The organism is Cryobacterium sp. Y57 (assembly GCF_002929505.1).
GTDB lineage: Bacteria > Actinomycetota > Actinomycetes > Actinomycetales > Microbacteriaceae > Cryobacterium.
Map to the genome: position 1 here is coordinate 19037 of NZ_PJJL01000051.1, position 23765 is coordinate 42801.

At 59.7% G+C, this 23765-nt stretch carries 22 protein-coding genes and 6 pseudogenes; 16 read left to right on the forward strand and 12 right to left on the reverse strand.

The features are described from left to right. Window positions 1–503: 503 nt before the first annotated feature. Window positions 504–1091: a hypothetical protein gene (locus CXY72_RS03160; RefSeq protein WP_146071033.1), complete on the reverse strand. Its 588-nt coding sequence runs from the start codon at window positions 1089–1091 to the stop codon at window positions 504–506. 450 nt (window positions 1092–1541) lie between these two features. After that, window positions 1542–1736, reverse strand: a pseudogene (locus tag CXY72_RS03165) (IS3 family transposase); the annotation flags it as partial. Between the two features lie 579 nt (window positions 1737–2315). Here CXY72_RS03165 and CXY72_RS03170 point away from each other — a divergent pair. The 6 genes and pseudogenes from CXY72_RS03170 to CXY72_RS03190 form a co-directional block, all read left to right on the forward strand. Further along, window positions 2316–2723, forward strand: coding sequence for a DUF4383 domain-containing protein (locus CXY72_RS03170; protein WP_104126266.1), 408 nt, complete (start codon window positions 2316–2318; stop codon window positions 2721–2723). Between the two features lie 44 nt (window positions 2724–2767). After that, window positions 2768–3352 (forward strand): hypothetical protein, encoded by a 585-nt coding sequence (locus CXY72_RS03175; protein ID WP_104126267.1) that lies wholly within the window; start codon window positions 2768–2770, stop codon window positions 3350–3352. Between the two features lie 311 nt (window positions 3353–3663). Continuing rightward, window positions 3664–4395: a signal peptidase I gene (lepB, locus tag CXY72_RS03180; RefSeq protein WP_104126268.1), complete on the forward strand. Its 732-nt coding sequence runs from the start codon at window positions 3664–3666 to the stop codon at window positions 4393–4395. 135 nt (window positions 4396–4530) lie between these two features. After that, on the forward strand, window positions 4531–4887 hold the full coding sequence (locus tag CXY72_RS19145; protein ID WP_146071034.1) for a hypothetical protein: 357 nt from the start codon (window positions 4531–4533) through the stop codon (window positions 4885–4887). Between the two features lie 402 nt (window positions 4888–5289). Next, window positions 5290–5733 carry a DUF1883 domain-containing protein gene (locus CXY72_RS20520; protein WP_104126288.1) on the forward strand — a complete coding sequence of 148 codons (444 nt, stop codon included), beginning with the start codon at window positions 5290–5292 and terminating at the stop codon, window positions 5731–5733. Beyond that, a pseudogene (locus tag CXY72_RS03190) lies at window positions 5636–6569 on the forward strand (IS256 family transposase); the annotation flags it as partial. The gene CXY72_RS20520 and the pseudogene CXY72_RS03190, both read left to right, overlap by 98 nt. A 35-nt stretch (window positions 6570–6604) precedes the next feature. On the opposite strand, the gene CXY72_RS03195 reads toward CXY72_RS03190, so the two are convergent. Then, window positions 6605–8926 carry an FdhF/YdeP family oxidoreductase gene (locus tag CXY72_RS03195; RefSeq protein ID WP_104126289.1) on the reverse strand — a complete coding sequence of 774 codons (2322 nt, stop codon included), beginning with the start codon at window positions 8924–8926 and terminating at the stop codon, window positions 6605–6607. A 393-nt stretch (window positions 8927–9319) separates the two neighbouring features. Between CXY72_RS03195 and CXY72_RS03200 the strand changes: the two genes are divergently transcribed. The 4 genes and pseudogenes from CXY72_RS03200 (at window position 9320) to CXY72_RS03215 (ending at window position 11043) form a co-directional block, all read left to right on the forward strand. Continuing rightward, on the forward strand, window positions 9320–9541 hold the full coding sequence (locus CXY72_RS03200) for a YrhK family protein (protein ID WP_104126269.1): 222 nt from the start codon (window positions 9320–9322) through the stop codon (window positions 9539–9541). Window positions 9542–9646: 105 nt separating this feature from the next. After that, a pseudogene (locus CXY72_RS19945) lies at window positions 9647–9769 on the forward strand (IS481 family transposase); the annotation flags it as partial. Window positions 9770–9805: 36 nt separating this feature from the next. After that, complete coding sequence (locus tag CXY72_RS03210; RefSeq protein WP_104126271.1) at window positions 9806–10120, forward strand: transposase; 315 nt, start codon at window positions 9806–9808, stop codon at window positions 10118–10120. Beyond that, the gene (locus tag CXY72_RS03215) at window positions 10117–11043 is read left to right on the forward strand and encodes an IS3 family transposase (protein WP_233197630.1); all 927 of its coding nucleotides are present in this window, start codon (window positions 10117–10119) and stop codon (window positions 11041–11043) included. The genes CXY72_RS03210 and CXY72_RS03215 overlap by 4 nt, the downstream gene beginning before the upstream one ends. A gap of 257 nt (window positions 11044–11300) precedes the next feature. Here CXY72_RS03215 and CXY72_RS03220 read toward each other — a convergent pair whose 3' ends face one another. After that, window positions 11301–12668 (reverse strand): NAD-dependent succinate-semialdehyde dehydrogenase, encoded by a 1368-nt coding sequence (locus tag CXY72_RS03220; RefSeq protein ID WP_104126273.1) that lies wholly within the window; start codon window positions 12666–12668, stop codon window positions 11301–11303. Beyond that, window positions 12665–12928: a transposase gene (locus CXY72_RS03225; protein ID WP_104126274.1), complete on the reverse strand. Its 264-nt coding sequence runs from the start codon at window positions 12926–12928 to the stop codon at window positions 12665–12667. The genes CXY72_RS03220 and CXY72_RS03225 overlap by 4 nt, the downstream gene beginning before the upstream one ends. Before the next feature lie 21 nt (window positions 12929–12949). On the opposite strand from CXY72_RS03225, the pseudogene CXY72_RS19950 reads away from it, so the two are divergent. From CXY72_RS19950 to CXY72_RS03240, 4 genes and pseudogenes are all read left to right on the forward strand, one after another. Further along, window positions 12950–13630, forward strand: a pseudogene (locus CXY72_RS19950) (recombinase family protein). A 143-nt stretch (window positions 13631–13773) separates the two neighbouring features. After that, the gene (locus CXY72_RS19785; protein ID WP_199183939.1) at window positions 13774–13917 is read left to right on the forward strand and encodes a GPGG-motif small membrane protein; all 144 of its coding nucleotides are present in this window, start codon (window positions 13774–13776) and stop codon (window positions 13915–13917) included. Between the two features lie 100 nt (window positions 13918–14017). Continuing rightward, window positions 14018–14200, forward strand: a pseudogene (locus CXY72_RS03235) (transposase); the annotation flags it as partial. Next, window positions 14187–14399 (forward strand): annotated as a pseudogene (locus CXY72_RS03240) (helix-turn-helix domain-containing protein); the annotation flags it as partial. The pseudogenes CXY72_RS03235 and CXY72_RS03240, both read left to right, overlap by 14 nt. Here CXY72_RS03240 and CXY72_RS03245 read toward each other — a convergent pair. The 4 genes from CXY72_RS03245 to CXY72_RS20315 all read right to left on the reverse strand — a co-directional run bounded on the left by CXY72_RS03245 (window position 14378) and on the right by CXY72_RS20315 (window position 19564). After that, on the reverse strand, window positions 14378–15301 hold the full coding sequence (locus tag CXY72_RS03245) for a DNA/RNA non-specific endonuclease (RefSeq protein ID WP_233197628.1): 924 nt from the start codon (window positions 15299–15301) through the stop codon (window positions 14378–14380). The pseudogene CXY72_RS03240 and the gene CXY72_RS03245 sit on opposite strands and share 22 nt — an antisense overlap. An 807-nt stretch (window positions 15302–16108) precedes the next feature. Then, window positions 16109–17296, reverse strand: coding sequence for an NAD-dependent formate dehydrogenase (locus CXY72_RS03250; protein WP_104126275.1), 1188 nt, complete (start codon window positions 17294–17296; stop codon window positions 16109–16111). 136 nt (window positions 17297–17432) lie between these two features. Further along, complete coding sequence (locus tag CXY72_RS03255; RefSeq protein WP_104126276.1) at window positions 17433–18401, reverse strand: LysR family transcriptional regulator; 969 nt, start codon at window positions 18399–18401, stop codon at window positions 17433–17435. Window positions 18402–19435: 1034 nt separating this feature from the next. After that, window positions 19436–19564, reverse strand: coding sequence for a hypothetical protein (locus CXY72_RS20315; RefSeq protein ID WP_255409248.1), 129 nt, complete (start codon window positions 19562–19564; stop codon window positions 19436–19438). An 87-nt stretch (window positions 19565–19651) separates the two neighbouring features. Here CXY72_RS20315 and ccsA point away from each other — a divergent pair, with 87 nt between their 5' ends. Together ccsA and CXY72_RS03270 are read left to right on the forward strand one after the other, a co-directional pair. Beyond that, window positions 19652–20389, forward strand: coding sequence for a cytochrome c biogenesis protein CcsA (ccsA, locus tag CXY72_RS03265; RefSeq protein ID WP_104126278.1), 738 nt, complete (start codon window positions 19652–19654; stop codon window positions 20387–20389). Between the two features lie 154 nt (window positions 20390–20543). Beyond that, window positions 20544–20912 (forward strand): iron-sulfur cluster assembly accessory protein, encoded by a 369-nt coding sequence (locus CXY72_RS03270; RefSeq protein ID WP_104126279.1) that lies wholly within the window; start codon window positions 20544–20546, stop codon window positions 20910–20912. A gap of 470 nt (window positions 20913–21382) precedes the next feature. On the opposite strand, the gene CXY72_RS03275 is transcribed toward CXY72_RS03270, so the two are convergent. The 3 genes from CXY72_RS03275 to sufU all read right to left on the reverse strand — a co-directional run bounded on the left by CXY72_RS03275 (window position 21383) and on the right by sufU (window position 23757). Beyond that, complete coding sequence (locus CXY72_RS03275) at window positions 21383–22501, reverse strand: folate-binding protein YgfZ (RefSeq protein WP_104126280.1); 1119 nt, start codon at window positions 22499–22501, stop codon at window positions 21383–21385. 245 nt (window positions 22502–22746) lie between these two features. Then, window positions 22747–23298, reverse strand: coding sequence for an iron-sulfur cluster assembly protein (locus CXY72_RS03280; RefSeq protein ID WP_104126281.1), 552 nt, complete (start codon window positions 23296–23298; stop codon window positions 22747–22749). A gap of 6 nt (window positions 23299–23304) precedes the next feature. Beyond that, on the reverse strand, window positions 23305–23757 hold the full coding sequence (sufU, locus tag CXY72_RS03285; RefSeq protein WP_199183941.1) for a Fe-S cluster assembly sulfur transfer protein SufU: 453 nt from the start codon (window positions 23755–23757) through the stop codon (window positions 23305–23307). Window positions 23758–23765: the final 8 nt, after the last annotated feature.

Genomic DNA, 23765 nt, shown 5'->3' on the forward strand with positions numbered 1-23765 from the left:
ACAACTATGCCGTATCGGGGGCGGGAGGGGCGCGAGAGCAGCTGGAGGCCGCGATTCGCGATCACACCGACGGGCACACGGTCCGATTCTCGTGGGAAAAGACCGCACACATACCCGTTCCCTTCCGGTAACGGCAGCCGCACTTTCGCGCACCGGACGTGCGGACCGGCGACAAGGAATAGCCTTCTCAGCCCGAATTCGTTACCCGCCAACTCGGGCCATCCGACGCAGTTCTTCGGGCCGGGCTGGCACATAAGCACTTCGAAGTGCCCGCTGAGACCGCCAACAGTTCCTTTCGGGTTATTCGCGCACGGCAGAAGCGACACGTCGCATTCCTGACGAGGGATGCGAACACCACAGACGATTCCGGGCTCATTCCGGCGCGGCACCGCTTCCCTAGAACGATCCGCTACCGGAACGTAGCTGTCCCACTCAAGGTTCCCATGCGGGCCCAGTTCTGTGACTGGAGTAGCCATCGATGGCTAGTCGGCCATTTCCTCATTTCAGTATTGGATTGTGAACTCTCCAATGCGAGTTTCGCCATCGTTTTGATAGACGGGGACCGAAACGTTTTTCCCCGCCATTGAGTCTTGCCACGCGAGTGCTTGCTCCGGGGACGTGAAGGTTGCTGCTTGTTCGCTTCCGTCTGCGTGGGCAAGTTCCCCAGCATGAACAAAGCCTTCGTTTCCATTTGTCGCGATGACTGCAATCAAGTCAGGCTCACCGCCTTCGTTCAGCGCGCCATACGTCTCGCCGTTGTCGTTAACGGCCCACTCTGTGGTCCGCTCGCTGACGGACGTCGCGGTAATAGTCCAGCTGGATTCTAGTGGGGTCGTGATGGTGATGGACTGCTGTCCCGGCGAGAGAGTCAGCGTGTAGCTGCCACCGCCGGTGGCTTGACCGACGTCGTCCATGGTGCAGCCGATGCTTGCGCCGTCCTCAAAGGTGAACGTTCCCGGAGTCAGACAGGTCAGGGAAACGAAAACACCTGTTGCCCCGTCAGGCACAGCGTCCAGCTGGACAGTGTCTGTTCCCGTCGCCGTTTTCACCACGGATGCACCAAATTCGGTGACCTCTTGTGCGCCGGGCATGGTCAACAGGCCTGCGGCAGCAGCAGCAGCAGCACCACCGATCAGGATGCTCGCTCCGGCAAAGATGCCCGCTCCGAGACGGAGGTGTCTCAACGTTGTCGCTAGGTCCCCCACAGTCACCTCACCCGATTCCGCACCTGCGATCATACTCAGCAGCTGAAGTCAGGTGGGGTCCGCCACAGCACGCAGGGTACGCGCCAACAGCTCTGCGGCCGTCCGATCCAGTGGAATGAACGGCTGCGCTACAGCTGTGTCGTCGTGAAGAGCAGATGAGGGCATGCAAGCAGTATATGAGCGTCCTCAGACTCGGAACTCGGCGATTTCATGACAGGGCGATGACGTACAGCAGACCTTAACGCCGAGCCGACTGCTGGCTACCAACGACACTGTCGGCGGACATGAGAAGTGACCTGCCGCGGGCATTTCGGACAGCGGAATTAGTGGATTCTTCTACGCTGCCAATGCTGGCTGTTGATAACAAAAGTGGACGTCATTAGGCCGGCGGTAACCGAGCGCGGAGTGCCGGCGACGACTGTTGTAGAACCCTTTGACATAGCGAATGACGTCGCTTCGAGCTTGTGATTTCGTGGCATACGCAGTGCGGTAAACACGCTCGTTCTTGAGCATCGAGAAGAAACTTTCCGCTCAGCCCAGTTGACTTCGAACTGCAATACTCGTCAGACACCGCGGAAGTTCAACTCGCCGCTTAACCCGTGTCCACTAACCGGGGGCAAGGCTACAGCGCGGTGGTCTCGTGTTTCGTTAGCTGGCTGACTCAGTCGGAATTGTTGAAGGCGAGGCGCGCCGCACGAAGTGGGCGATGAGGCGTATTCCTCCAAGGCGATCCGTAAGCTTCTCTGCGATCGCGGCATCCGGGCGGTCATTCCTAAGCTGGCGGACCAGATCGCGAGCCGGTAGTGACGCGTCAGAATCGGCGGTAGCAGAGGCGGGCGTTCGCCGTCCTTTGACCGGGAGCTTTACAAACGCTGCAACCTTGTGGAAGGGTTCTTTATGATATCAAGCAGTGGCGTGGCGTCGTGACCCGTTACGACAAACTCGCCTTTACTTACCGCGGCGGAGTCGTCGTGCGGACCATCATCATTTGGCTCAAAAGCATTAAGAGACCGGCTCTAGCTGCCAAGGTCCACCACTCCACCTTGGTTCCCTGTCCGAATGATGTATTAGGACGACATCCGGCGGGAAATACTTAGGAGGCATTACATTATGACGAAGTCCCCAAACCGTTTGCTGGCTATTGTTTTCGGCGCGGTCTATCTTCTCGTTGGTCTGCTTGGATTTACCGTCACAGGAGGCGTTGACTTCTTTGATACCGAGGGAGGCTTGCTTCTCGGCCTGTTCGAAGTAAACATCTTCCACAATGTCGCTCACCTTCTCATTGGTGGTGCCCTGCTGATCGGGGGTCTGTCCAGCGTGCGGGCGGCAAAGGGTGCCAACATCACCGTCGGTGCGGCATACCTGCTGCTCGGCATCGTCGGACTGTTTCTCGTCGGATCACCCGCAAATATTCTCGCTATCAACGCCGCTGACAACGTACTGCACTTCGCAAGCGCCGCGGTTCTGCTTGCCGTCGGTCTCGGTGTCGACAAGAACGTGCGCACCTCGGTCGCATAAGCACCACCAACACCGGAATCACAACACGGCAGGGGAAAGCGACCATGTCACAGATCATGCGCACCTACCTCGGTTTCGCCGCAATCGGTGCTGGTTTGATTCACCTGGCAATGGTCGTCAGCTCTCCTTTGCCCGTAGCGATCGTCCTGGTCGGACTCGGAGTCACCGAGTTCGGCTGGGGCATTCTTACCTTCGCGAAAGACCGTTTGATCGGCGCATCCGCCGCACGAATCGCCGCCATCGGCCCGGTGATCGTCTGGGGCATACTCGTCGTTGCCGCGACCCTGTTCGACAAAGCCTGGCTGGCATCCTTTCTTCCTCTGATTCCGCTGGCCATCGCGACCATCTTCGAGTTGTTTGCCGTGGCCGTGCTGAGCTTGCACCTGCGGCCATCCAGAGCAACGGATGCCGCGACTCCCGCACCCGCCTTGCCGAGTGCCGGCCGCTACCTGCTGGCCCTCACCGCCGGGGGCATCGTCGTCGGCGCTCTGATCACTCCCGCCCTCGCTGCGACCGAGGCGGGCAAGCACGCTCAGCCGCACGGCGAGCACAATGTTGACTTCGTGCCAGCTCAGGTTGACAGCAATCCGCTGTCAGACCTTGTCCTTCCGAACCACGAGCAACACTGAGTTGGGCCATTGAGCGTGCCGGGCACCGAACCCAGCAGGAGCGTGTCTCCCTATTGCTGGTCTGTTCGCTTGGCATCATTTTCCGCATGACGCGTGATGCTGTGCTGTCGGATAACCAGTGAGCTCGAATTGAGTCGTTGATTCCTTCCTCGGGAAGTGTGTCGTGCGGCCATTCCGGGACCATCGTTGCGACGACCGGTTGAATCCGCAGTTCCCCTTATGGCGACGGGGAAGGTGAGTGAATTGCGTTCGAGTGCCCGCTCGGGTCGGCCGATCAATACCAGCTTGAATGACTGCCTTAGGATCAGGGAATGATGCCAGCCGACAACGCCACACGTTCTACGCGGCGGCGGACCGGGGTCGGGTCGCCTGCTTTAAAGTTCGTGCGGGACATCGTCGTCATCGTGGTCATCGCGATTCTGATCTCAGCGCTTCTCAAAACTTTTGTCGTTCGTTCGTTCTACATCCCCTCCTCCTCGATGGAGAACACGCTCCTGATCAATGACCGGATCATTGTGAATGAACTCGTTCCCAACCTGATCCCGATTGAACACGGCGACGTCGTCGTCTTCACCGACCCGGGAAATTGGCTCCCACCACAGGAACCCGTGCCGCTGAATCTTCTCAGTGCACTAGACGCCGCGCTCACGGCTGTGGAGCTGAGTACCGCCGACAGCAATAATCACCTCGTCAAAAGGGTCATCGGCCTTCCCGGAGACACTGTGGTCTGTTGCACCGCAGCCGGGCAGCTCACCGTCAACGATCTCCCCATCGACGAGCCGTACATCCAGGTTCCCGACGGTCAATCCCAGGCAACCAAGAGTCCGTTTACGGTCACTGTGCCCGACGGAAAACTATGGGTGATGGGCGACAACCGATACAACTCAGCCGACTCAGCCTTCCACCACCTCAACGGCTCGCCGGGAGGAGGCTTCGTCCCCATCAGCAGCGTCGTCGGCCGCGCTGTCGTGGTGAGCTGGCCTGCCAAACACTGGGGATGGCTCGGCAACTGTCCAGAAACCTTCACGCCATTAGCCCACTGAATTAGGCGATGACCTCGAAACAAGAGGGTCAGCTCCTCAGCTCAACTCGTCCCGCATAGGGTTCGCGTTACGGGCGGTGCTTTATCCAGCTTTCACGAACAACAGGCCAGCGTAATTCCCCGTTACTCTGAGCCCATGACGACCAAACCGGATGAACAGGCTAAAGCGCGAGCTTTATGGCGTTGGACGGTGCCGCCTGCCGTGATCGCCGTCGTCTCTATTTTGCTGATCTGGATAGCCCAATCGTTACCCACTATTTGCCCCGCAATTTACCCCGCGCCGCCAAGCTGCGCTCCTGATGCACGCTCGGGTCCCGCACTTCTTGGCAGCGCCTTCCTCGTTGCTCTGTTTGTGACGCTGTTGGTCACCGGCGCGGTACTTCAACCCAAACGCCGCGATAAAGCATTACGGATCCTTGTGATCGTGCTTGTCGTGGCTGCCGTCGGCGCGCCTTTATGGACGCTCACCGGTTCCGGGTTCGCACCCGGTTAGCGTTCCACTCGTAGGCGACTTGCTCAGCGAATCGACTTGCTCAGCGAATCGACTTGAGCGGAATCACGCTTTAACGCGCCCGCTCGTCGTTCGACTAACGGGCACTCAACCCATGTTCGACACGCGTCATCTATACGTTCGAATACGTGACAGACCTAGCTTCGGCTTGCGAAGGATCAAATACGTCACTTATCCCGTCACTTATCCCGTCATTTACCCTAAGTTACGCAAAGGTTACGGCGCCAGGTTGGGTGATGGCGCTCACACGACAGGCTCTCAGGAGCTCTCGACTGGTAGGCCCGCCAGCGTCGGGTTAATTGACTCGGAACTGCTGGGTCAGTGGTCCATGGTTCGATGTAGTCACGGGGACTCAAGATCGAGACCACCAGATGCGGGGGCGCAATGTCAGGTTTGCCATTTACGAAGCACCACTGGAATCGTCTGGACAAGGGCGCCACGGTCGTTGTCACGTTGACCACAGCGGCCAATGTTCGCCTTCTGGACAGTTCAAACTTCACCTCTTACAAAAACGGCCGAGCGCACAAACACTTCGGGGGCCTGGTAAAGACGTCACCTTTCCGTCTCACCGTCCCTCGCAGCGGCAGCTGGTACCTCACTGTCGATCTGATGGGTTTGAGAGCAACGAATGTGCGATCGTCAGTCGCTGTCGAACCTCCCGCTCTTCCCGTCGCCAAGTCGTCACCGCCCCAGTCGCTCAGCCGTATTCGGCACGAGCGTCCGCCGGTGGTCCCTGACAACCGTCGTCGCGACCTGCTACCTGTTAGGCGTCTCGACCCGGCGGATGGAGAAACTCGTCGAGACCCTCGGCATCATCCACCTCTCTAAATCTCAAGTCTCGGAGATGTCGAAAGAACTCGACGACCACGTCGCCGACTTCCGAACCCGCCCCCTGGACGGCGGCCCCTACATGTTCGTCGCCGCCGACGCCCTCGCGATGAAAGTTCGAGAAGGCGGCCGGGCCGTGAACGTGTCCGTGATGGTCGCTACCGGCGTTAACGCCGATGGCCACCGCGAGATCCTGGGCCTCCAGGTCGCTTCCAGCGAGGACGGCGCGGGCTGGTCTGAGTTCTTCCGCGACCTCACCGCCCGGGGCCTCACCGGTGTCAAGCTCGTCATCTCTGACGCCCACGTCGGCCTGGTCGCCGCGACCGCGGCGACCCTGCCCGGGGCTGCGTGGCAGCGGTGCCAAATGCACTACTCGGCGAACCTGATGTCAGCGACACCGAAGAGCTCGCGGCCGTGAGTGAAGACGCTGCTGCATACCGTTTATGACCAGCCCGATGCAGACGCAGTGAATGCCCAGTTCGACCGGGTCCTGGACGCATTGGAACACAAGCTCCCGAAAGCGTGCGCATCTCGACGCGGCCAGGGCCGACATTCTCGCGTTCACAGTGTTCCCGAAAGAGCTCTGGAAACAGATCTGGTCGAACAACCCGAACGAGCGCTTGAATAGGGAGATCAGGCGCCAGACCGATGTCGTCGGGATCTTCCCTAACCGGGACTCGATCATCCGTCTCGTGGGAGCTGTCCTTGCCGAGCAAGACGATGAATGGGTCGAGTCCCGCCGCTATCTCGGCCTCGATGCCCTGGCCAAATCTCAGGCCGTCGGGACCGTTACGCCCGAGGAGGTGGCTATCGAGATCTCTGCCCTCAGCGCCTAATCAGCCGAGGGATCACAGGGAAACCGAAACACCACTCAAAAGGACTTGACCGGGGACTCCTGCTTCTGAGCAGGTTCCAGCCTGACGATGACGGCCTTGGATACCGGTGTGTTGCTGTCGTCGGCTACTTTGTCCAGGGGAACAAGAACGTTCGCCTCGGGAAAGTACGTGGCAGCGCACCCACGGGCGCTGGGATAGGCAACCACACGGTAATTGCGCAGTACTCGCTGCGCGCCATCATCGTGCACGCCGTGAATGTCCACCTGCTGGCCGTCCTCCAAGCTCAGTTCAGCGAGGTCTTCCGGATTCACGAAGACCACATGCCGGCCTTTCTTGATGCCCCGGTAACGGTCGTCGAAACCGTAAATGGTGGTGTTGAACTGGTCATGGGATCGCATAGTCTGCAGGATCAAGGTCGCGGCCGGCCGGCCAATAAACTCAAGCCCGTTGACAGTGATCATGGCCTTGCCCGTGGGCGTGTGGAAAGTGCGCGAGTCTCGCGGTCCGTTCGGCAACACAAAGCCGCCATCCTTCCGGATTTTTATGTTGTAGTCCTGGCATCCTTCCACCACGTGCGAGATGTGTTCGCGGATCAGATCGTAGTCTTTCTCGAATCCAGGCCAATCAGCGTTGGTCTTCTCCCCGATCGTCGCCCGTGCCAAGCGGGAGATAATGGCAACCTCGGAAAGCAGGCCAGGTGCAACCGGTTCAATCACGCCGAAGGAGGGATGCACCGCACAGACCGTGTCTTCGACCGACACGAATTGCTCTCCCGATGCCTGTCGGTCGACCTCGGTGCGGCCCATGGTCGGAAGAATAAGCGCTTCCTTGCCCACGACCGCGTGGGAGCGGTTCAGTTTGGTGGAGATCTGGACGGTCATGTCCGTGCCGTGCATCGCGGCTTCGGCGGCATTGGTATCCGCGATCGCCCCGACCAGGTTGCCTCCCAATGCCATGAAAAATTTGATGCCGCCGTCACGCATGGACTGGATTGTCTTGACCGCGTCCACTCCATGATCAATTGGCGGCTCGAAGCCGAATTCCTTGCCGAGTGCGTCCATGAATGACTGTGGCATTTGCTCCCAGATACCCATGGTCCTGTCGCCCTGGACATTGCTGTGGCCTCGGATCGGGCAAGCGCCAGCGCCCGGCTTGCCGATGTTTCCGCGCAGCAGAAGCAGGTTGATGATCTCCTTGATCGTGGCGACCGCTTTCTTGTGCTGGGTTATCCCCATCGCCCAGGTGATGATGACCCTCTCAGCTTTCAGGTATCGGGCCGCCAACTCATCGATCTCGTCTATGCGCAGGCCAGTCGCCTCCAGGACTGCACCCTCGTCCAGCTCCGCGAGGTGCAGTGTGAACTCCTCCAGCCCTTCACAGTGCTCGTCAAGGAATTGGCGGTCCAGAACTGTTCCCGGGTTTTCGGCCTCAGCATCGAGCACCCTTTTGGAGACGGCCTGTAACAGGGCCATGTCCCCGCCCAGCCGGATCTGAATGAACTGATCGGCAATCTCAGTCCCGTGGCCGATGATGCCCTTGACCTGCTGCGGGTTCTTGTATCTTCTCAGTCCCGCTTCCGGCAGGGGATTTACGGCGACAATTTCCGCGCCGTTGTCCTTGGCTTCCTCGAGAGCAGTGAGCATGCGGGGACTGTTGGTTCCCGGATTCTGACCCATGATAATGATCAGATCGGCCTTGCCGAAATCATCGTAGGCGATCGTGGACTTGCCAATTCCAATGGTCGGGTCCAAGGCCCGACCGGTTGATTCGTGGCACATATTGGAGCAGTCGGGCAGGTTATTCGTCCCGTAGCCGCGGGCGAAAAGCTGATACGCGAAGGCGGCCTCGTTGGACGCGCGACCGCTGGTGTAAAAGACAGCGTCATTGGGGGACTCGAGGCTGTTGAGCTTGTTGCCGATGATGGCCAATGCCTTGTCCCAGCTGATAGGCCGGTAGTGGTCCTCACCGGCTGGCTTATAGACAGGTTTAGTCAGGCGTCCCTGCGTGCCCAGCCAATACTCCGAACGCGTGAGCAGGTCGCTGACCGAATGCTCGGCCCAAAAACTGGAGGACACGACAATGGGCGTCGCTTCCCAGGTGACGGCCTTGGCGCCGTTTTCGCAGAACTCGAATGCCTTGCGATGATCAGGATCCGGCCACGCACAGCTCATGCAATCGAAGCCGTCCTTCTGGTTCAGAGACAGCATCGTCTTTCGCGTTCGATCCACGCCCATATCCTTGATCGCCGGAATCATTGAGTGCAGCACACCGGGCATCCCAGCGGCCCAGTCCTTAGGCTTCCCGACTTCAATGTCGCTGTCTTGAGGTTCGTTCACCGGAGGGTTCTCGCGCATCATGACCACTCTCTTCCCGCTTGTAACAGCAGCGACCAGAATCAATCGTGCCAGCCATATCAGGACTAACAGGTGCGCTCAGGCATAGCAACTAAAACGATTAAATTGCCAGCCCCGACGCGAGTATCCTGAGCGAATGCAGGCAATTATCGAACACTGTCACGTTGGGAGACGAGACCGTGGTTGGGCACTATGAAACGCGGTCGCGGCCAAAGGATCGCCATTCAAGAGGGTTGATTTGAAGTCCTTGCCTGATGTCGGGGAGCTTACCTTCGGCCGGCTCGACTGGCACAACAACCGGCGTCTCCACAACGCTCTCGAGAGCGTTCCGCCGCAGGAATAGGTCAGCACAATCGGGTTGTCATCGCCCATGAAAAAAACTGAAGGAATCTCCTCATGATTCGCACCCTCATCCAAGATTACGAACAGATCCACACCACCATAGGCATCAGCGGCAACCTGTTGTTCGTCGTGGGCTCTGTGCTTTTCTTCAAAGCCTTTAACCACTTCTATACGCTTGCGGTCTGGCTGTTCGTCATCGGTTCAATCTTCATGTTTATCGGCGCGCTCGGGGGTGGCCTGCACCGAATGCTGCAGCGTCGCAACAATAGGGTCTAGGTGTTGTTCTCACGGTGGTTGTATGCCGCGTGGCTGGAGTAAAAAGGTGAGGACCTCCGGTATCGATTGGGTTACCACGCTCAAGCCGATGCCACGGAGGCCCTCATCTCTTACGTTACTCACGCCAACGCGCACCTGACGCCCGAGGGACGCCTGAAACTCGTCCAGCTCGTCACCCGCGACGGCTGGGCCCAAGCCCGCGCCGCGGAACGCTTCCTGGCTCTGCCCCCGTTGACTGGACACCTCACAAGAGAGAATGTTCACATGGGAAACACACGCAGGGAGTTCACTCCTGAGCACAAAGACGAGGCAGTGAAGCTGGTGATCAACACCGGCCGGGCAGTCGCGACAGTCGCCCGCGAACTCGGCATTAACGAGGCTTCGCTGCGGCGGTGGGTGAGCGCGTTCAAGGCCCGAAACGACACCGGCGATACCGCGGTCACCGAGTCCGAACGGGCCGAGTTGCTCCGGCTGCGTAAAGAAAACGCGGACCTGAAACTGGACCGGGCGTTTCTAAAAAAAGCGTCCATCTTCTTCGCCCAGGAAGCATCGGATACGAGCGCAAAGCGTTCGAACTGATGCTGGCGGAGAAGACCAACTTCACCATCACCCGCATCGTTCGCCTGCTCGAGGTGTCCCGCTCGGGATACTACGTCTGGCTCAACCGGACGCCATCGGACCGTGCCATTCGGCGGGAGAACATCGAGCAGAAAGTGGCGTGGTTCCACGGCGACTCCGACGAAGTTTATGGATCGCCGAGAATCCTCGCCGACCTCCGCGCCGACGGGGAGACCATCTCGCGCAAGACCGTCGCCAAGACCATGAAACGCCTCGGACTGGTGGGCATCTGCCCCAAAAAATGGCGGACCACCACGATCATCGACCACGCCGACGCTTACCCCGTCGACGCCGTCAAACGAAAATGGGACACCGGGGCCCTCAACCAGGTCTGGGTCGGCGACATCACCTATCTGAGGACCTGGGAGGGATGGGTCTACTTGGCGACAGTGATCGACGCGCACAGCCGCCGGGTCATCGGCTGGGCCATCGCCGACCACATGCGGACCGATCTGATCGAGGACGCCCTCGTGATGGCCATGACGCTGCGCGGGGACAGGCCGGCGCAGGTCATCTTCCACAGTGACCGCGGCACCCAAGACAGATTCAGCCGGTGGAAGCAACACCTCAAATATGGAGGTGGGTTATGGGACGTTCAAAAGGTTGGATGGCCACACAACTGGGGCGGGAACCGATGCGATCGCCGGGCCGACCGCCGGAGTGGCGTCGGGAGCACCGGCAGGAATTCTGGGACCTCGTCGGGCGAGGCATCTCGAGCGAAGAAGCTGGCGAGCGGGCCAGCGTGTTGGCGCCTGGATCGAGGACCGATACAACCGCCGGCGCCGGCACTCCTCGATCGGAGACGTCTGACCTGCCGCCTTCGAACTGCAATACTCGTTAGAGACCGCGCAAGTTCAACTCGCCGCTTAACCCGTGTCCACTAACCGGGGGCAAGGCCAGATAAGGCATTAGGAAACGCGCCAAAGCACCACACAACGTAGTAGACACCATCTCGCGTGGCTCACGCATCAATGGTGCCTAGCGATGCCGTTTGGCCCAGAAGGTGGAGAGGTTTTCTTCGAGAACGAAGACGTCAGTATTGTCGGATTTACTAGCTGACGGGTCGCGTTTGGGTCGGGGACGCGGCAGTATCGGCGACTGAACGGTGTTTACCGCGTCGGCTGAGAATTTCGGCGAAAGGTCAGCCGATGCGGATGAGTTTCTTGTTCACGAACTCATTTGCACCGAAGCGCCCGAGTTCGCGCCCGAAGCCGCTTCTTTTCACTCCGCCGAACGGGAGCTCTGCACTGCCGGCGTCGACGAGGTTGACGTAGACCATGCCGGCTTCGATACGGTCGGCGACTCGCAATGCCTGCTCGGGATCGGTCGTGAACAGGTAGGAACCAAGCCCGAAGGGAGTGTCATTCGCGAGGGTGACGGCGTCATCCTCGGAGGCTGCTCGGTAGACGAATGCTACGGGTCCGAAGAACTCCTCGTGGTAGGTGTCGTTGTCCCGCGTGACATCGGTGAGCACGGTAGGCGGGTAGAAGGTGCCAGAGCGTGTGCCCGTAGTTGCCAGGGTGGCTCCTTGCGCGACTGCGCGTTCTACCTGCTCCTGGAGATTCTCGGCCGCGCCGAGGGACGAGAGGGGGCCGTAGTCTGCGCCGTGAACGGTCGGGTCGCTGGGGGACATTGCCAGGATGGCTGCGGTGAACTTCTCCGTGAACTCATCGTAAAGTTCATCGATCACGATGAAGCGCTTAGTCGCGTCGCAGGCCTGCCCACCGTTGCGTAGACGACCGGCGACAGCGGCGCTCACGGTTGCGGCCATGTCGTCGGTACTGAGCAGGATGAACGGGTCTGACCCACCAAGTTCCAGCACGACTTTTTTGAGGTGGCGCCCGGCCACCTCAGCAACGGCCGCGCCGGCGCCCTCCGAACCGGTAAGAGAGACGCCCTGCACCCTTGGGTCGGCGATTACCGTGGCGACCTGCTCGCTGTCGGCATACACGTTCGTGTAGGCGCCGGCAGGGAATCCTGCATCATGGAAGATTTGCTCTATTGCCGCCGCCGATTCCGGGCACTGCGACGCATGCTTGAGGATGATCGTGTTCCCGGTCATGAGGTTCGGACCGGCGAAGCGCGCAACCTGGTAGTACGGGAAATTCCACGGCATGACGCCAATGAGCACCCCCAGTGAGGTGGAGCGCATGAACGCGGAACCCTCTCCGCCGCGCAGGGTGATTGGTTCGTCCTTCAGAAATTCCTGCGCGTTGTCGGCGTAGTACCGGTAAATGTTGGCGGCATAGTCGACCTCGCCGAGCGCTTCATCGACGGGCTTGCCCATCTCGCGCACGATTACGGCCGCCAGCTCCTCGCGGCGTTCTTCATGCAATTCGCCGACCTTCCGAAGGAGTGCGGCTCGCTCGTCGACGGAAGAGTTCCGAGACCAACCGTAGTGAGCCTCATCTGCCGTTGCGATGACCTGCTGGAGTTGATCATCGGAAATTTGGGGGTATGTTTTAATGGTCTCGCCGGTGGCGGGGTTGATCACGGCAGGGTGGCTCACGAGCCACCTCCTTTCACGGTCGAAATACTGTGCCGGAAATTGTAACGTAATACGAGCCAATCATGTTCGCTGAATTTGTCAAGACGAATCAGACCAGCGGTGTCGTTACGGGCTTTGAATGCGCCGACCCACCAGCCCAGCGATGCCTCGTTGATGCCGATTTCACGGGCCACGGTCACTATCGCCCTGCCAGTGTTGATCACGAGCATTACGGTCTCGTCTTTGTACCCAAGAGTGAACTCCCTGCGTGTCTTTCCCATGTGAGCATTCTCTTTTGTGAGGTGTGCACTCAATGGGGGCGGGGTCAACTGATCGGCCACGCGCGCGTATCGGCGCGTCAGCAATCCACCGACCGACAGCAAGTCGATATCCTCGCCGCTGGCGTCCGGCGTACGGCGTGATGACGTCTACGTCGACCATGGGTTCTCAGGAGCTCGCACATCGCGGCCCTTCTTCGATGGTGCGCTTGACGCTCTCGAGGCGGGCGACACTCTCGTCATCACGGCTCTGGACCGGCTCGGGTGATCGACGCAGAACATGCTCGCTTTCGCCGAAGAGCTCTGCGCCCGCGGTGCCGGCCTGAGGGTGCTCAACCCGGGCGGCGACGACGTCGATACCGCGACACCGATGGGGTCCATGCTATTCACGATCATGGCGGCGCTCGGGCAAATGGAACACGAAATCAAGTGAGAGCGCGTAGTCGACTCGATCAACAAGCGCCGCGACGCCGGAAAAATCTGGGCGGGCGACCTCGACTTATTACCGACAGTCAAATCCGAAACGCCCACCGGCTCATAAAAGGTGGAGAGACAGCGGCGCAGGTCGCGGTCGATCTTGGAATGTCCAGAGCGACCTTCTACCGCCGGGCCCGCGTCCTCGGGTTACTGCCAGATCAACCTACTAACGACACTCTGACACCTGCCCGCGCTTGCGTTCTCTTGATCGTTTCGCATGGCCGGTAACAGATGATGACAGAGTCTGACCTCCACGACATTCTGGATAAAACACAGTGGTCAGAGACCGAGCAAGGGGTACGTTCGCATTAGCAGATCGAAAACCGCTCTGGGCGTACGGCCCGCCGGCGCTGAATGAAATGGAGCAGCACATGGCAACAATTCTCTGGATCATTGCGGTAGTCCTCGTTATTGCAGGCATTGTCGCGCTATTTCGACGCCAGATTCTCTGGGGTATTGTGCTCATCGTCGTGGGACTGTTGGTTGGTCCAGGTGGCGTGAGCCTCTTCACTTGAGACTGCGGATTGAGTAGCCGTTCCGGGGCGTGGCGGAGCTCCGGAACGCTTTCGGCGTGAATGATCCACTGACGCTCTTTGCTGTCTGAGGGCTGCATAGGCGATCATCCGACTATGGGAATCGGTGTGGGAAGAGTTCACCCCGTTCTTGTCCTACGACCCCGAGAGCCGCCAGGTGATCTGCTCCACCAACGCGATCGAGTCGCACAACCCCCGGTACCGGCAGGCGGTGCGTGCTCGAGGATATTTCCCCACCGAGCAAGCAGCTCTTCGAGCGGTCTTTGATCCGTGAGCGTCAACGCGAGGGCATTGCCCTGGCGAAGAAGCGTGGCGTGTACCGTGGCCGTACCCCGTCACTGGACATGGCTCGTGCGGCCGTGCTGCGTGAGAAGGCTGCTGCGGGCGTGCCGAAGTCTGTTCTTGCTCGTGAGTTTGGGGTCAGCCGTGAAACTGTCTATGTTTACCTTCGCGCCGGGGACTGAGCGGGCTGTAGACGATTCGGTGTGGTTAGAGGTGGATTCCTGCGGTGTCGATCAGTTCGACCCAGCGCTGTCGACGATCGGCGTCTTCCCGGATCGTTGGGGTCGGGGCGTAGACGTCTGCTTCGGATAGGGCGGCTAGGTTGAGCCCGGTGAGGTCGATGATGTCCACGGTAGGTACTTGGTAGGTACTTGGTAGGTGCGGTATGGTCCAAGCGGTGGGGAGTGCCGTACATGAGGGCTGGTGCGTGGACCGTGTCAAGGTCGATGTCTTCTAATTGCGGGCTTTGGTCGAGGACGAATCCGGCAGCGTGCAGAACGGCGGAGCCGTGCATGGTCGTGGTCCATGCTGCGATCTTCCAGAATGCTTGCCGGATCTTCACCCCGCGGTAGGTCGGGTCCTGGGCGGAGAGTACGGGAGCGGTGAAGACGCTGATGCGGTTAGCGTTGGTGCGTGCGTAGGTGAGGACGTGGTCCTTGAGGCCGAGCCAGAGCTCTTTCGATTGGTTAAAGTTTCCGGCTTGGGGAGCGGCGTTGGTGTAGGCGAAGGTGTCGTAATTCGCTCGCCGGGCTGTTGTCTCGTCGCCCCAGACTGGATCTCGGCGCCGGACGAGGTGTCCGCGGTCGAGGTCGTTTCTGGCGTAGACGGCCTCCCCGGTCTGTTCGTAGAGCGGTATCCGTGAGTCGAGGTGCCCGTCGTCGCCTCGGTCAACGGTAACGAGCTGGTCCCCGTCGATGTTGACGCCGGTCGCGATTGCGAGGCGCCGCGCGGGATCGAGGAGCACGGTGAAATGTGTGTAGGCCAGTTCACGAATCAGGGTTCCGGAGGGAGGAGCCGGGAACGCCAGAGGGATCTGGAGGAAATCGGCGTTGTAGCCAGCAGGAGAAAATAATGCAGCGTTCATGGTGATAGTCAAGCAGCCAGAGCAAGCCGATAGTGGGGGCTGTCGGATTTAGATGGCGGTGTTGACGGGGAGATCCCGTTCGCTGGTGTTTTGTCTTGGTCAGAGATACGAGTGCCCGAACGGGGGTATTGCTGTTCCTCGGGGGCTACATAATCTTGGGAAAAGGCCTGGTTGCTCAAGGAGCGGTGTGAGTAAAATAATCGTGACATTACGACGCCGATTTGTGCGATGGCCGGTTTTCGTTCTCGTCGGCGTGAATCGTCGCGGTCAGCTACCCGCCGTCCTCGTGGATCCGGTGGATTGCACAGGGCGGGTCATTCGGGGCTTGTGGCTGTGCGACAGCGTCGACGACGGGGATGATGGCACGACGTACCGCAGAGTGAAATGGGTGATGTGGAGGCACTGACCAGGAGCGGATCAGGATCAGCGGTAAGACTCGCAGCCGCAGCCGCCAACGTCAGCTCTACGACTCTTTGCCTGTACGCACGTGCTGCCCACAGCCCTGCCGGCAGCGTCGTACGGCCAACGTGACCGAGACGACCCGGATGCAGGAACCTGTGCAGCAGACCTACTCACATCCGTTCATGATGGTGCCGTGGGGCTACGGCGAGGGCCGCCGGCGGGATCAGCCAACGGTTGAACCCGGGAGGGCGATAGTGCGTTCTCGATCGAGCCGACTCATAAGATAACTCCGTTGTTACGGTTGTGATGTGCAGAGCAGCCATGGCTGCCTGGTGGGGCGGAGCAGGCCGCCAGCCGTATCACAGTCACCGCAACCTCCTTCATTTAGTACTTACTTCAGCTGTCTTACTGGCCGCCACTACCAGGGCTCGATTCACCGCCGGCTGTGTAGGAGGCGGCACCAACGCCAGCGAGTTGCCCGCCGTCGACGATGAGATATTCGTCCCGAATAGGTCGATCGGCGAACCAGTCTTCGAGAATCTCCCGGGTACCCGCGGCGTAACGAGCCTGAGCGGAAAGAGTCGACCCTGAGACGTGGGGGGTCATGCCGTTATGCGGCATCGTGCGCCAGGGGTGGTCGGCCGCCGGTGGCTGCGGGTACCAGACGTCGCCGGCATATCCGGCGAGTTGCCCTGACTCGAGCGCGCGTACGATCGCGTCACGGTCTGTGATCTCGGCGCGGGCCGTGTTGACGATGTAAGAGCCGCGTTTCATCGACGCGATCAGAGCGTCGTCGAAGAGGTGATAGGTCTCAGGATGCAACGGTGCATGGATCGATACAACGTCGACGGCTTGCACGAGAGAGGCAGCATCCGGGTGGAAAGTCAGGCCGAGTTCACGCTCAATCTCGGGGGACAGCCGGTTCTTGTCGGTGTAGTGCAAGTGGACGTCGAACGGTGCGAGTCGGCGCAAGACGGCACGGCCGATGCGGCCGGCTGCGATGACACCGACGTTCATTCCTTCGAGGTCATACGCGCGCTCGACGCTGTCGGCGATGTGCCAGCCACCATTGACGACCCATTCGTGGGACGGGAGGTAGTTGCGTACGAGGGCGAGGATTTGCATGACCGCGTGCTCTGCGACACTGATGCTGTTGCTGTACGTCTCCTCGACCACGGTGATTCCGTGGCTGATTGCTGCGTCGAGGTCGACGTGATCTGAACCAATGCCTGCCGTGATCGCGAGCTTCAAGTTTGGTGCCTTCGTGATCCTCTCTTTCGTCAAATAGGCCGGCCAGAACGGTTGGGAAATCACGATGTCTGCAGTCGCAAGCTCCCGCTCGAACACCGAATCCGGACCGTCTTTGTCCGAGGTGACAACTAATTCGTGTCCGGCCGATTCAAGAAATTTGCGCAGGCCAAGTTCACCGGAGACCGAACCCAGGAGTTCACCCGGGGTGAAGTCAATGGCGGAAGGGCTTGGCAGCGTCTGACCGCCGGGGTAACCGTCAAGCACCGGGAGGGTGTCACGCGCGTATTGCGGCGGATACCCGGTAACGGAGTCCGGGTAGAGTACGAGGAGAATCTTGGCCATGTGGCCTCTTTCTGAGACGCCGGCCTGACAGCTGTCGCGCCCGGCTGATGCGCTTCACCCAGTTTCTGCCTCGCCTCTCCAGCCTGTCCAAGACCAGAAATTGACCAGCCGATAGCTGCCGGCTATCGAACCGCTTTCACTGTGGATGCAGCAGTACCGGACAAACCCTCGAAAGCTCTTGGTCGAACAGTTCGCCAAGCTCTTGGTCGAATAGTTCGTCCAGCGACAGCTTCGCTGCAACCGCCGCGAACGCACGAGCAATGACCGAACCAGGCGAAGCCGCATTGATCGCCACGACAACGCGCGCGGTTGCGATCGGATCGACCAGCGGTATGATTCGTGTCCTCGGAGATGAGGCGATATTTTGCACCCACGTATGCGGGACTATGCTTGCCCACCGGCCTGTCCTCATGTGGGCGTGGAGCGACGCGATCGAATCCGTCTCCACCTGAGGTATCAGCTGCACGTGGTTCCGCGCGAACGCTGCGTCGATCATTTGTCTGCTGCGCATTTCCGGCGTCAGCACGGCAAGTGGTAATCGGGACGCTTGTGCCCAGGTCATCGTGGTGGATATGTCGGGAATGAGCATCTCGGAGGCAATGAGCACGTAGTGCTCGTCATAGAAGGGCACGACATCGAGTCTTGGGTCTTCGCTGGCATCGAGGTACGTCACACCAGCATCCAGCTCGAAGTCATGTAATCGGCGTCCGATTTCGGTCGAAGATAGCGCGGATTTGATCTGCACTTTTGCCAGCGGATGAGCGGCACAAAAAGCGGCGACTAGCAATGCGACCGTTGTCGATGCGCTCGGCACGACGCCAAGCCGCAACACACCGGTCACGCCGGATTGGAGAGCCTGAACCTCCGCCTTGAACGCATCACGTTCCGCCACGATTCGTTTTGCCCAAATCATCAACAGTTCGCCCTCCGCAGTCAGCCCTTCAAAAGCGTGATCACGGTTTATTAGAGAGACATTGAGTTCTTGCTCTAGTTTGCTGATTCCCGCGGAGAGGGCGGGCTGGGAAACGTGACACGCGGTAGCTGCGTGCGCGAAATGTCGCTCCCTTGCGACAGCTACAAAATATTCAAGTTGGCGAAAAAGCACACGTTCTCCTTCGGTTCGAGAGTGATGGTCCTGACCGCCTGCTCCGGATCATATTGGTCCGTCACCCTGACGCTGAATCGACCGATGTGCAATTCTTGTCGCACGCCAGCTCAGTCAGCCTTAAGGCTACTGCGATGGATAGAGTAGGGGCAGTTGCCACCGTGGACTACCACTGAAAACCCACCAAATCACTGTGAGCCTGACGCCGTCGGCTACCCAAACCCAAATCCGGGCGCGCTAAAACCCATCGTCACCGGGCTCGACGCCTACGCCGTCACCCCGGGAGACGTCCAACACCACCCAGGTCCACAACTAGGGCGAACGGTTGAAACCACTCCCCGCCTATCCGCGGGAGCCGGAAACTCCGTAAATCAATCGAGCGCCTGCACATGAACGTCGGGCACATGCTTTCCGCGCCCTGCGGACCGCCGTAACCGACCCGCATGAAAACGCAACTGGTGGGTCGCATACGCGTTGTGGGTGTTCAGCTTTTTGACCACGACGACGTTCGTCGGCTCGGTGGCGGCCGGGACAACTGCATCACGGGGTCGGGAAATTACAACGGATGCCACGGTCGTCACCCGCGGAGTGCCAGGTGGATCCGCGTAATGACGCACCCATCCGTGCGTTCAAGGATGATGTGCTTGTCCACTTTGGTAAGCCGTTGCTCGACGTGCGCTCCCCGGGAAAGTGCAGCGGTGAGTAGTGCGCATCAATGTCGGTTTATCCGTTCAAGGCCCGCGACGAGCTCGACGCCATTCATCGGGGCAAGGCCCTTCTCACCGAGGGCGACAATGTCATTGTGTATTGTCGGGCGTTCGAGTCACACCTGGCTCGTGCTGACCCCCTTGTTCAGGCGCAAGGGGGTCAGCAACTATGTCGGTTTCTAGGTTGAGTGGGGTAGCACCGTTCGGGTCCCGATCGGTGTGGGCGTCACGAGGCCTGAGGCGGTTCAGACTTAGGCGTGCATCGTGCATCGTGCATCGTGCATCGTGCATCGTGAATCTCAACGAGCTCTCTATTCTCAGCTTGTATTAGGCGATGGCCGTGCATGCGCAGGCATTCATCGCCTTCACGATTGACCTGGCGAAGCGTTCGTCGGCAGTGGGCATGACGAAACGGATGCCGTGGCTGCCAACCACGCGCAGGCCGGTGTGGGGCATCCGGTGGCGCCACGACCACCCCCAGTCGTCTCAGTGCACGCAATGGGAATGACGTGACACCCGTATGACCTCTCGGCCAGCCTGCGGGTGGGCGTTTCGCTCACCGTGCTCGCCTGGAGTTTGCACCTCGTGGCCAATGCACTGGGCGGTGTTGCTTCCAGCCGTGTTCCGTGGGCGAACGTGTACGAGTTCGCGATGACGGGCACGCTTCTCATTGTTACGGTGTTTCTAACCGTGCTGACGAAGGCCGACCTGCGTTTCCTCGGCACGTTCGTTATCGGCCTGATTTTGGTGCTGCTGGGGATTGCGGCCTTCAATTTCAACGTCGAGATCGCACCGATGCCGACGGCACTGCAGTCGGCGTGGCTTATCATTCATGGTTTCGTGGCGTCACTCGGCACGGGCTTTTTCGCGCTCGGCTTTGCGCTGTCCGTGGTTCAGCTGCTGCAGCTCAGGCGGGAAAGTCTCTTATCGGACGCCAATACCATTTGCTTAAGGTTCCTGGTCACGGTGCCCGCAGCTGCGACCCTCGAAAACCTCGCCTATCGGATTAGAATCCTTGGGATTATTCTTTGGACCTTTACGCGTATGGCCGGCTTGATCTGGGCTGAAAGCCTGGGGACGTTATTAGGGTGGGGATACGAAGGAAGTCTGGACCTTCATCGTTTGGGTCATTTACGCCGGTACATCCACGCACGGGCGACCCGCGGATGGCGCGGTTTACGGTCGGACTGGCTGGCAATCAGCGAGTTCGCCGCCGTCATATTTAACTTGGGCATTGTGAACGTGCTTGTCAAAGGCCTGCACTTGTACTCGAGGCTGTAAACACTTCGCTCCCGATTAGAAGCCCTCCCTCTCGAGCCGAAAATAACCCATGGATGTGTAAGGAAGGCTAGAAGAGCCTAGAGTGTTTCTAAAACCTTGTGCAATCGCGACCGCACAAGAGCGAACTCTAGCGTAGACAGCCCAAAGGAGCACCATGACCGCCACCATTACCGAGGCCCTCGCCCCCAGCACCACATCCCATGGCGTTGGCCTTACTGAAGCCGCTGCGCAGAAGATTCGTAGCCTGCTTACTCAGGAGGGCCGCGACGACCTTCACCTCCGCGTTGCCGTTCAGCCTGGTGGTTGCTCCGGCCTGATCTACCAGCTCTACTTTGACGAGCGTGTGCTCGACGGTGATGCTCTGGTCGACTTTGACGGTGTCGGGGTCGTCTTGGACAAGATGAGCGTGCCGTACCTTGAGGGGGCATCCATCGATTTTGAGGACACCATTGCGAAGCAGGGCTTCACCATTGACAACCCGAACGCGGGCAGCAGTTGCGCTTGTGGAGATTCCTTCAGTTAGTCGCGATATGCACGGTTTTCGGGGAGATCATCCGCAAGGATGGTCTCCCTGGTTGTGTTTAATGCGCGACACTTCGGTTCTCCTGACACGAACTGCAGGTGATTTGGGTGTCCCTCAGCGGCTGAGTTCCGCCGACTGTTGAGGTTTCTGGCTATCAAGGTTTGGAAATATGTGGGGTGGAAGAGCGGCGTACAAAATGGCCGTCTCTGGCGGTCCTGTCTTGGTGTCGAGACGATGCCCGTGGGATCGATTGGCAGGAACGGAGTTCCTGGTTCGCGACAAAACCCGCGATGCAGTGTTCGCCGTGCGGCAAGAGGTTTCGATGCGGCAGATCGGGTTGCTACGCGTCGGTGGCCGTCTCCCTTGGCTGCACGAACGAAGAGAAGGTGAGATCGACGATCGAGATTGAGCTGGGAAGTTAGAACGTCTGGTGCGCTCGCCCTGTTCATATGGACAGCACAGGAACCGAACTAACTCCGTACAGGGCTGCGGCGCGGCAGACGAGGAACGGTGATTGAGGATGATGCGCCCGCATCTGGCGGTACGATCACTACCTGCCTCGCTGGTAAGTCACGGCTAGCGGTTCGCACGAGAAGTTCGGTAGTTGGATCGGTATCGCGTTTGATGACTGCGAGTGCGATCGGTCCTAATTCGAAGTGCCGGGCAACAGAGGTCACCTGGCCCACACTTTTGTCCTGGCCGTCCTGGTCCGGCACCACAACGTCGTCCCCGTGCGACGACAGCACTGCACCACAGTCGTGCAAGTAAAGCATGACAAGTCTGCGCGGTGGATGGCCGATGTTATGGACCTTGGCCACCGTCTGTTGGCCGCGATAACCACCTTTGCTCAGGTGCACAGCCGTGCGCAACCAATCCAGTTCATGGGGAATGGTTTTGTCATCGACTTCGGTGGCAAAACTTGGACGCCAAGCGGCGATGCGCAGCGCGTCGAGAGCGAGCAGCCCAGCGACAGGAATATCAGAGGCGGCGATGCCGGCAAGTTTGGTGCGGGGCAGCAGCAATTCGCTGTACGTCCAGCCTGCGGCCGGGTGTCTTATCGCTTCCGCGTACTGGTGCCCACCTTGGCTCACCTTCATCCACGGGTCGCGCCAGACCAATGGGAGACCATGAGGGGCAGCTACCGGGAGCTCAGGCTGGCCAAGGGTGCCGATTGTCGCGAAATCTACGGAACGATCTGCAAGTTCCACCCGCAACGCGAATTGCATGCTGCTCAGCCACTGCAGAAGCCCGGATGCTTTTTCCCGCTCCAGCAAGAGCCACAGGTTGGTACCGTCATCGATCAAACGAACCGCATATTCGATCCGACCAGTCATATTCAGCAGCAGGGTCTCTGTGGATTCGCCTGGTGCCAGGTGGGCGACACTCTGACTGGTCAGCGAGTTGATCCAGCTCAGACGATCGGGGCCGGTGATGGTGATCACTGCCCGGTGGGAGAGGTCGACGATCGCGGTTCCGGCGGCCAGTTCGCGCTGCTCGAAGATCGGGTTTCCGTAGTGGTCGGCCACACCGGCATTGGTCGCATTACCGGCCTCGATGGTGCCGGGCCTGTTCAGGAATTCACTCGACATGAACGAGATGTCCCGAAGCGCACGTGGCCTGTTTGTGGGCGAGCGCGCTGATGTCCGGGGACCGCGACCGGGACCCGTACCTCGTGCCGGTACCCGGCGTGACGTCGTGGAGCTGCATGCTGGTGTGGGAATTGTTGTTGAGCTGTGGCAAGTGGTTTCCTTCGTTCATCCTTTGCGCTCGGTTATCTTTCGCTCGCGGCGCACACAGGTGGCGCAACCCGGGGTTGGGGCCGGGGCCTGTCTAGTCAGTACATTCCGAGTTGGAGCCTGGCGGCTTCCGACATTCGGTCCTGGCCCCAGGGTGGGTCCCAGACGAGTTCGATGTCGATGTCGCTGACGCCGGGAACCGATTGGATTGCGGTGCGGGCGTCTTCCTTGAGCACGTCACCCATGCCGCAGCCGGGAGCGGTCATGGACATTTTGACTTCGACTCGGTGGGAACCATCAGCAAGCAACTCTTCTTGGCAGAGATAGATCAGTCCCAGGTCCACGACATTGATCGGGATTTCTGGGTCGAAAACGTTCTTGAGCTGGTCCAGCACCTGTTCCAGGTCGAACGGACCATCATTCTTGATCACTGTTTCGGCGATGGGCTTGATCAGTCCGAGCGCGGCTGAGTCCTCGGCGCTGATCCGTACCAGGTAACCCATGGCGGTCTGCACGGTCACGCTATCACCCAGGGTCTGCGTCACGACGACCTCTTCGCCTGCCTGGAGCAGCATCGGCTGCCCGCCCGGAATCACCGTCGCCTGCGCGTCCTGGCTGAGTTCAATTATTGTGTACCTGTCTAAGCCCATGGTCGACTACTCCTTTTCGCCCGGGCGGTCGCCGGTTTCGAGGGCGTTGCGCAATGCCTGCCAGGCCAGGGTCGCGCACTTAACCCGTCCGGGGTATTCCCATACCCCCGACAGTGCAGCTAGCTTGCCCACGTCGACCAGTGATTGTTCATCCACGGTTTCGGTGGTCAGCATGCTGTGGACGCGGGTGAACAGGGCGAGGGCGTCACCTTGTGGGAGACCCTTCACCGCCATGGTCATCAGCGATGCGGAGGCCCGCGAGATGGCGCACCCGTTTCCCTCGAAGGCAATGTCGGAGACAGCACCATCGGGGGTGAGGTTAAGGTAGAGGGTCAAATGGTCACCACAGAGTGGGTTGACCACGTCGACCGTGCGGGTCGCGTCGGCCAGTTCACGAAAATTCCGGGGACTTTTGGCATGCTCGATGATCATTTCTTGGTAAAGTCCGGCGATGCCCACACTCGCTT